Source organism: Prevotella sp. CAG:592 (genome assembly GCF_000436015.1).
In the GTDB taxonomy this organism is placed as follows: Bacteria; Bacteroidota; Bacteroidia; order Bacteroidales; family Bacteroidaceae; genus Prevotella; species Prevotella pectinovora.
Genome location: NZ_FR892617.1, coordinates 1 through 7,194, shown reverse-complemented (window position 1 = coordinate 7,194; position 7,194 = coordinate 1). Strand labels below are relative to the sequence as shown.

Sequence of the window (7,194 nt, the reverse complement as noted above, 5' to 3'; positions counted from 1 at the left end):
TTGGCATCTAAAAGCCTCTGACTTTTTTTTAATAGTAGTTGGTCATCATGCATTTATTCAGATAAAAGCGCTATCTTTGCATAAGATAAGCTGCATTCGACAATCAGAAAGCAAGCTTTCATTGAGGGTAGTAAATTCGTTTATAGCCAAGTTGAGGGAGGTTATACGACAGCCCAAGTCAAGAATGCTTTGGAGATGCTAAGAGATGCTGGTATCATTATTCCTGTATGGCATACTGCGGCAAATGGCATACCGCTTGGTGCTGGGATTAATCCGAAGTTTGTGAAGTATAATCTGATAGGCCATGGCTTTCTGCTCAATCTGTTAGAATAGGAGACACTACTAATTATTTCGAAGTATAGTTAACAATATTTCTGTATTTTTGTAAAGTATACTTTAAAATATTTCTTCGTTCCATCTGCCCGGTTGGCAATCCAGGTGTCATATAACCTGAATGACGAGGCAACCTATGAGCGAGAAGTGGGAGCTCTCGTCAAATTTCTGAAAGCCTTTCCCGGCTACCAAGGCTACATCATTACCCGCGACTACCAGACACAAATAGAGGCAGATGGCCATACGATAGAGGTGGTGCCTGTCTGGAAATGGCTTCTGCAAAAGTAGATAGATCCATAAGATTTGGATAAACGAAACGGAAAGTTTGTATCGAAAACCATAAATTTTGGCTCCTATAGAAAACGACAAAGGGAAAATGTGAACAGCTTGTGATATTTTATGAATATACCTATACGGCGATAAATCAGTAATTTTGCAGCCGAAATATAAAAATAGGTATGAAAAAAATATTGTTCACAATTTCCCTGACATTTCTTGCCGGTTATGCAATGGCGCAAGAAACGATGTCGCTGGGCAGATGCCTGCAGATGGGCATCGAGAGAAACCTGAATCTGAAAACGTATGAGGGCAATGTGCTGAAAGGAAAGCACAATGTGAGTGAAAACCGCTCCCGGCTGCTGCCGCAGATAAATATCGGCGCCGGACTGAACGACAATTTCACTCCTCCCGTATCGGTGACCGACGGTAGGGCATACGGAAAACCGTATAACGTGACGAAGACGCTGCAATATAATTCGTCGGCGAGTATACAGCTGCAGATGCCGCTATACAGTCAGACAGCGCTCACCGCACTGGAAATATCGAAGACCCTCGACCAACTCAACACCCTGTCGTATTCCAAGGCAAAAGAAGACCTGATAGTGCAGATAAGCAAGATGTACTATCTGGCACAGAACACCGAAGAACAGATAGGGATAATCAAAGACAACATCAAACGACTGGAGGAACTGCGCGACATCACGCAGGCGTTCCATGACAATGACATGGCGCTGAGCGTGGACGTGAAGCGCGTGAACGTGAATCTGGAGAACCTCAGCGTGCAGTACGACAATGCCAAGGCGATGCTCATACAGCAATATAACATGCTGAAATATGTAATCGACTATCCCGCCGAACAGGACATCGTGGTGGAGAAAGCCAATGTGGAGCAGATAGACATGGCGGCACTCACCGGACTCAACGAGAACCTCTACGAGCTGCAACTCCTGCGCAAGCAGCAGACGCTGGCAGAACAGCAGAAGAAACTCGCCAAGGATGGCTATCTGCCAACCCTCGCCCTGACCGGCAACTGGACATACACATCGTTTACAGACAAGATGAAAAACTGGTTCCACTCCGGCGAGTCGAACCATTGGTATAAGTCGAACGGCATCGGCGTGTCGCTGCGCATACCCGTGTTCGACGGATTTGAAAAGCGCTCGAAGATAAGAAAAGCACAAGTGGACATCGACAATGCCAAACTTGCCTACGAGAACGCCCTGAAGGGTATGCAGACGCAATATGCCAACGCCGTGAACGATCTGGCTAACAACCAGCGCAACTTCGCCAAGCAGCGCGACAACTATCTGCTTGCCGAAGATATATATAAGGTGACGAGCGACAGATACCGCGAGGGCATAGCCTCGATGACGGAGGTGCTGCAAGACGAGATGAGCATGAGCGACGCACAGAACAATTATCTCACTGCCCACTTCAACTACCAGGTGTCAAATCTGACGATACTAAAACTCACCGGTCAGTTGGACAGACTGATGAAATGACAACAGGAATGGCGGTTGTGACTATGATGCCCCATTCGCCCTACATTAATTAATTACTAATAACCCCACCGAAAAATGGAAACAAACAATACCAATACCCCCACAAACAACACAACAAACACCCCAAGTGACAACAACCAGCAGCAGTCAACCCATGAAGTTACCGCCAAGCAGCTCAAACGCCAGCGCATACGCCAACTGATCGTCAGTATGATAGGCGTGGCAATCCTCGTATGGGGAATAGTGAAGATAGGCTGCATGTTCATGGACTACAAGAGCAACGAGAAGAGCGATGACGCACAGGTGGAGCAGTATATCTCGCCGGTAAACATGCGGGCTTCGGGATATATCAAGAAGATATACTTCAAGGAGCATCAGAATGTGAAGAAGGGCGACACGCTGCTCGTTCTCGACGACCGCGAATACCGCATCCGCGTGATGGAGGCAGAGGCGGCACTCAAAGACGCCATGGCTGGAGCCAACGTGATTGACGCCTCGGTGCAGACCACCCAGACATCGGCAACGGTATATGAGGCATCGATAGCAGAGATTGAGGTGCGCCTCGCAAAACTCGAGAAAGACCGTCAGCGCTATCAGAACCTCGTGGCACGCAACGCCGCCACACCGATACAGCTCGAACAGATAGAGACCGAATACAACGCCACGAAGAAGAAGCTCGATGCCGTGCGCCGTCAGCAGAAAGCGGCATATTCGGGAGTCAACGAAGTGCAGACACGCAAGAAGAACACCGCTGCCGCCATCGAACGGGCACAGGCAGCTCTGGAGATGGCAAAGCTGAACCTCTCATATTGTGTGGTGACCGCTCCATGCGACGGCAAGCTCGGCAGAAGAGCGCTGGAAGAGGGACAGGCGGTGAATGCCGGACAGACTATCACATATATCATGCCCGACACCCAGAAGTGGGTGATAGCCAACTACAAGGAGACACAGGTGGAGAATCTGTATGTGGGCCAGAAGGTGGTGATGACGGTAGATGCCTTTGAAGGAAAGGAATTCCAGGGCAGAATCACGGCAATATCCGGAGCTACGGGATCGAAATACTCCCTTGTGCCCACCGACAATTCAGCCGGAAACTTCGTGAAGATACAGCAGCGCGTGCCGGTGAGGATAGAGTTTGAAGGAATATCAAAGGCAGACAACAGCAAGTTGGCAGCCGGAATGATGGTCGTTGTTAAGGCACAGCTCAAGAAATGACACAGGCAGAGATATATACGGCAGTGCCGGAACATCTGCCGAAGAATTTTCCGTTCTATAACTGGGTGCCGAAGCCCCTCGGCATCGCCTTCCTCGTCATACTTTTCATACCTATCATGACGGTAAGCGGTGCCTACACCGTGAATAGCAGCGAGATGGTGGGAGGGCTCGGCATCCAGTCGGAACACATCGCCTTCATCAGTTTCGTCACGTCGATTGGCATGGCGGCATTCTCGCCGTTCTTCTATCTGCTGGTCAGCGTGCGCCGACAGAAGATGATGAGCCTTGTGGGGTTCTCCTTGCTGGCGGTGCAGAGCTATATTTGCGCCAATACCGACAGTCTGTTTATCCTCGCCCTCAACAGCCTTGTGATGGGCTTCGTGAGGCAGACGCTGCTCATGTGCAATCTCTTCACGCTTATCAAATATGGTTTCGGCATAGAGGCGACACGCAACGTGACGCCAGGCAACGAGCCCACGGATGAGGCTGGATGGGACGCCCTCGACACGGAGAAGAAGGCGAGTCAGCCAATCATATATTTCTTCTTCATGCTCCTGGGACAGATAGGCACATGGATAACGGCGTGGTTTGCATACAACTACCAGTGGCAGATGGTATACTATGCTATGCTGGGAGCGATACTCGTGGCACTGCTCATCACCCTGCTGTGCATGCCATACAATCCATACCCCACGAAGCGTTCGCCGCTGTCGTTTTCCAAGTTCGGCAACGTAGTGGTGTTCTGTCTGATGTGCTGTTCGTTTGTATACGTGACGGTGTATGGCAAGGTGTACGACTGGTATGACAGTCCCAGAATCCGTTGGGCAACAGTTATCTGCGTGTTGTCGTCGCTGTTGTTCTTCTATCTTGAGAAGACGCGCCGCTCGCCATATTTCATGCTCAAGGCATTCAAGTCGCGCAGCATCCAGGGCGGCATCCTGCTTTTTATCGGTCTGATGATATGCAACTCCAGTTCGATGCTCGTCAATATCTTTGTCGGCGTGGGCATGAAGGCAGACCAGATACATATTGCCGCTCTCGGCAACTGGGTGCTGCTGGGATATTTCATCGGAATGGTGATCATCCTGATTCTCAACAACAAGGGCGTGCATTTCAAATGGTTTTTCGCCATGGGCTTCATGCTTATTGCCGCCGCGTCACTTTTTATGTATTTCGAGGTGCAGACCGCCGGAATGCTGGAGCGCATGAAATGGCCCGTCATCATACGTGCCACGGGAATGATGCTGCTCTATTCGCTCATCGCCGTGTATGCCAACCAGCGCATGCCGTATAAGCTGTTGTCCACATGGGTATGCATAATGCTCACGGTGCGTATGGTGATAGCGCCGGGCATCGGTTCGGCGTTGTATCAGACAGTATTCCAGTATCGCCAGCAATACTATGTGACGCGCTATGCCCACGACTACGATCGCACGAACTTGGAGACGGCATCTACCTATGACATGACCGCCCGCGGAATGCAATATCAGGGCAAGAGCGAGACGGAGGCGCAACACATGGCAGCCATGTCTGCCAAGGGCAAGGTGCAGGTGCAGGCCACCCTGTCGGCGATAAAGGAGATGTCCGGCTGGACGATATATGCTTGTATGATCCTTGCCGGTCTGATGCTTGTCGTGCCGTGGCCCAAGAGAGACATATCCAAGGACACGAGAGAGTGGTATGTTGGGTACTAGTTGACTAGTTGACGAGCAGACAAGTAGACGATTCTTTTGCAGTTCCTGTTTTTTTTGTTACCTTCGCCGCAAACATACGGCCAGGGCTTATGAAAAACAGTAAAAACAATATAACGCTTCTTGAGCAGCAGATGGCAAATAATGAGGACATCTGCTGCTCTTGTGGTAATATAACGTCTTTTCCCGAAGCGTTCTTCCACAACTTCCATGTTGCCGACGTGGGCATCATAGTGTGTGCTTCCGGCAAATTCTCGTTTTGTTGTGAAGACGTGGACTATGTGGTGAATAAGGGCGAGATGGCGTTCCTGTCACATGGTGTGTGCTTCTCAGTCACCAGCCACAGCACAGACTGCTCCGTTGTCATCATCCTCTATCGGGTGGACTCCATCCGCAATATCCTCGGCAGCACCGTGGTAGGGATGAGATACATGAGTATCCTCAATCCGAGAGCGTGCTGGGTGATGCATACGGGGCATGAGGACGAACTGACAAAATATTCAGAGTTGCTGGCAGTGGGCAACAGCGACGACAATGTTTTTGCTGCCAACGAGCGCCGGCTGCTCCTGCTCTCGCTGACATACAGGCTTTGCGGCATATTCAGAGAAATCTCCAAGGATGGCGACAATGCTCCGAGCCGGCGGCTCGATATGTATATCCAGCTCATGCATCTGATAGACCAGCATTATGTCAGTGAGCGTGGCGTCAGATTCTATGCCGACCGTCTGTGTCTGTCGCCAAAATATCTCACTACGCTTGTCAAGTCGGTGTCGGGATGCACCGTGCAGCAGCTCGTTTTCAAGGCGATAACAAAGAAGGCGATATCGCTGATAACCACCACCGACAAGAGCATCAAGGAAATCGCAGACGAACTGAACTTCCCTAACGCCTCTTCGTTTGGCACATTCTTCAAGAAGCAGGTGGGGATGTCACCGGTGAACTATCGTCAGAAAGAGGGTGAGTGAATAGCATTTGCCTTTTTGGGATTATTGTCTCGCTTTCTTGGTCCTTGACTTATATGCGATTCCCACTCCAAGAAGGATAAACACCACCAGGATGCTGATCATCTGAGGCACATAGTGTAGCGGTTCAACCCATATCTCAGTGAACATGCCGTTACGGGCAAACACCTCCACAGCAGTCCAGAACACGATCACCGTGGCTATAGACATTCTGATGTTTGGGCCCCAGGCACGCAGTTTCAGCTGGTGGCGGAACATGAATACCGCTCCGATGACGCATCCCACGGCGCTGGCGATGGTGACAGGATGGCTGTCGCCAAAGAATTCAGGGTCGTAAACGAACATAAGATACAGGTAGCACGCCCAGTTGATGAGGTTGAACTCCAGGAAGGTGGTGATGGAAGCGTGGTGGCTCATATTGCTTGGCACCACCTCGTTGCGCTTCTCGCGGAAGAACACTTTCTGCAGCCAGTTCATGAAATGGCATCCCGTCTTCGAACTGAACACATAGAGCACCATGAACATCACGAAGAAGCCGAACGATGCCGGCAGAATCAGATATTCGGGACGCGAACCGCGCATAGCCTTCAGTTCGGCAGGCGGAATGCTGTTCACGTCAACACCATTGATTAGCATCTGATGGTTCACTCCGATGCCGTTCACGTATTCCGTTGTGGTCTGCACAACTCCAGACCCTACAAGGTCGTAATGCACTCCGAAGCGTGCGGCGAAATATCCGAACATGAATTCCACCCAGCCTGTCCAGAACAGCAGTGCGCCGAAGAGTCCCCAGATGGTGCGCTTGGTGTCGCCCTTCACGAACACTCCGATCACCGCCATCGCCAGACCTACAAATCCCATGATGACAGCACTGGTGTTCACGGCGCTGTGAGACATCGTGTCTTCCATGATTCTCATCATGGCATGGCCGAGAGGCATCGTGAACAATACAAAGACAAACGAGGTGATAGTCTTCCCCCAATACTTCTTTTTGTTATTCTCCATAATTATGGTTGCTTAATATAAATAAAAATGTTGAAATTATGAATTCAATCCAAAATTACGGATTTAGTTCAGAACAACAAACAAAATGTTCGCCGTCTTAAGAAATATTATGAAGTCAGGAGCCTTTTTCTGTCAAAATACCTACAATTAGGTATGGCGTTTCTTACCCTAAAACGACATAATGACCTCTAAGTTTGCAGAAGATTG

General features: G+C 49.9%; 6 protein-coding genes. 5 read left to right on the top strand and 1 reads right to left on the bottom strand.

All coding sequences use genetic code 11. The annotated features are described in order from the left end of the window. The first annotated feature begins 438 nt into the window (after window positions 1-438). From QVO99_RS08760 to QVO99_RS08740, 5 genes are all read left to right on the top strand, one after another. Window positions 439-621, top strand: a complete 183-nt coding sequence (locus tag QVO99_RS08760) for a hypothetical protein (RefSeq protein ID WP_044080291.1) — start codon at window positions 439-441, stop codon at window positions 619-621. A 170-nt stretch (window positions 622-791) separates the two neighbouring features. Next, a complete protein-coding gene (locus tag QVO99_RS08755; RefSeq protein WP_022317230.1) occupies window positions 792-2,114 on the top strand; it encodes a TolC family protein in 1,323 nt (440 codons plus the stop codon). A 75-nt stretch (window positions 2,115-2,189) separates the two neighbouring features. After that, window positions 2,190-3,329: an HlyD family secretion protein gene (locus QVO99_RS08750; RefSeq protein WP_022317229.1), complete on the top strand. Its 1,140-nt coding sequence runs from the start codon at window positions 2,190-2,192 to the stop codon at window positions 3,327-3,329. Then, the gene (locus QVO99_RS08745) at window positions 3,326-5,023 is read left to right on the top strand and encodes a hypothetical protein (protein ID WP_022317228.1); all 1,698 of its coding nucleotides are present in this window, start codon (window positions 3,326-3,328) and stop codon (window positions 5,021-5,023) included. Before QVO99_RS08750 ends, QVO99_RS08745 begins: the two co-directional genes overlap by 4 nt. Before the next feature lie 89 nt (window positions 5,024-5,112). Beyond that, a complete protein-coding gene (locus tag QVO99_RS08740) occupies window positions 5,113-5,985 on the top strand; it encodes a helix-turn-helix domain-containing protein (RefSeq protein ID WP_022317227.1) in 873 nt (290 codons plus the stop codon). Window positions 5,986-6,006: 21 nt separating this feature from the next. On the opposite strand, the gene QVO99_RS08735 is transcribed toward QVO99_RS08740, so the two are convergent. Beyond that, complete coding sequence (locus QVO99_RS08735; RefSeq protein ID WP_022317226.1) at window positions 6,007-6,987, bottom strand: hypothetical protein; 981 nt, start codon at window positions 6,985-6,987, stop codon at window positions 6,007-6,009. Between the last annotated feature and the right edge of the window lie 207 nt (window positions 6,988-7,194).

Coding starts and splice junctions, on each gene's coding strand:
- QVO99_RS08750 (WP_022317229.1), top strand. CDS start 2,190: ATGGAAACAAACAATACCAATACCCCCACAAACAACACAACAAACACC.
- QVO99_RS08745 (WP_022317228.1), top strand. CDS start 3,326: ATGACACAGGCAGAGATATATACGGCAGTGCCGGAACATCTGCCGAAG.
- QVO99_RS08755 (WP_022317230.1), top strand. CDS start 792: ATGAAAAAAATATTGTTCACAATTTCCCTGACATTTCTTGCCGGTTAT.
- QVO99_RS08735 (WP_022317226.1), bottom strand. CDS start 6,987: ATGGAGAATAACAAAAAGAAGTATTGGGGGAAGACTATCACCTCGTTT.
- QVO99_RS08740 (WP_022317227.1), top strand. CDS start 5,113: ATGAAAAACAGTAAAAACAATATAACGCTTCTTGAGCAGCAGATGGCA.